General features: G+C 50.3%; 1 rRNA gene. It reads left to right on the top strand.

Going from position 1 to position 1,761, the window contains the following annotated elements:
* Positions 1–203 precede the first annotated feature (203 nt).
* Positions 204–1,759 (top strand): 16S ribosomal RNA (locus tag HMPREF2984_RS06335).
* Positions 1,760–1,761 lie beyond the last annotated feature (2 nt).

Here is a 1,761-nt window from a genome sequence, read left to right as displayed (position 1 = left end):
AAAATAAAAAAAGATGAAAAAAGGTATTGACAAGAAGAGAAGGAGATGATATACTAAGATAGTTGTCGCTTGAGTGGCGACAAAGACCTTTGAAAACTGAACAAGACGAACCAATGTGCAGGCGACTGTTTAAAGACAGTCCGTCAAACATTAAGAAGAAACAATAAATCTGTCAGTGACAGAAATGAGTGAGAACTCAAACTTTATATGAGAGTTTGATCCTGGCTCAGGACGAACGCTGGCGGCGTGCCTAATACATGCAAGTAGGACGCACAGTTTATACCGTAGCTTGCTACACCATAGACTGTGAGTTGCGAACGGGTGAGTAACGCGTAGGTAACCTGCCTATTAGAGGGGGATAACTATTGGAAACGATAGCTAATACCGCATAACAGTATGTAACACATGTTAGATGCTTGAAAGATGCAATTGCATCGCTAGTAGATGGACCTGCGTTGTATTAGCTAGTAGGTAGGGTAATGGCCTACCTAGGCGACGATACATAGCCGACCTGAGAGGGTGATCGGCCACACTGGGACTGAGACACGGCCCAGACTCCTACGGGAGGCAGCAGTAGGGAATCTTCGGCAATGGGGGGAACCCTGACCGAGCAACGCCGCGTGAGTGAAGAAGGTTTTCGGATCGTAAAGCTCTGTTGTTAAGGAAGAACGAGTGTGAGAATGGAAAGTTCATACTGTGACGGTACTTAACCAGAAAGGGACGGCTAACTACGTGCCAGCAGCCGCGGTAATACGTAGGTCCCGAGCGTTGTCCGGATTTATTGGGCGTAAAGCGAGCGCAGGCGGTTAGAAAAGTCTGAAGTGAAAGGCAGTGGCTCAACCATTGTAGGCTTTGGAAACTGTTTAACTTGAGTGCAGAAGGGGAGAGTGGAATTCCATGTGTAGCGGTGAAATGCGTAGATATATGGAGGAACACCGGTGGCGAAAGCGGCTCTCTGGTCTGTAACTGACGCTGAGGCTCGAAAGCGTGGGGAGCGAACAGGATTAGATACCCTGGTAGTCCACGCCGTAAACGATGAGTGCTAGGTGTTAGGTCCTTTCCGGGACTTAGTGCCGCAGCTAACGCATTAAGCACTCCGCCTGGGGAGTACGACCGCAAGGTTGAAACTCAAAGGAATTGACGGGGGCCCGCACAAGCGGTGGAGCATGTGGTTTAATTCGAAGCAACGCGAAGAACCTTACCAGGTCTTGACATCCCGATGCTATTTCTAGAGATAGGAAGTTTCTTCGGAACATCGGTGACAGGTGGTGCATGGTTGTCGTCAGCTCGTGTCGTGAGATGTTGGGTTAAGTCCCGCAACGAGCGCAACCCTTATTGTTAGTTGCCATCATTGAGTTGGGCACTCTAGCGAGACTGCCGGTAATAAACCGGAGGAAGGTGGGGATGACGTCAAATCATCATGCCCCTTATGACCTGGGCTACACACGTGCTACAATGGCTGGTACAACGAGTCGCAAGCCGGTGACGGCAAGCTAATCTCTGAAAGCCAGTCTCAGTTCGGATTGTAGGCTGCAACTCGCCTACATGAAGTCGGAATCGCTAGTAATCGCGGATCAGCACGCCGCGGTGAATACGTTCCCGGGCCTTGTACACACCGCCCGTCACACCACGAGAGTTTGTAACACCCGAAGTCGGTGAGGTAACCGTAAGGAGCCAGCCGCCTAAGGTGGGATAGATGATTGGGGTGAAGTCGTAACAAGGTAGCCGTATCGGAAGGTGCGGCTGGATCACCTCCTTTCT

Source organism: Streptococcus sp. HMSC066E07 (genome assembly GCF_001814695.1).
Classification (GTDB): domain Bacteria; phylum Bacillota; class Bacilli; order Lactobacillales; family Streptococcaceae; genus Streptococcus; species Streptococcus hominis.
This window is presented reverse-complemented; position numbering and strand designations above follow the sequence as displayed.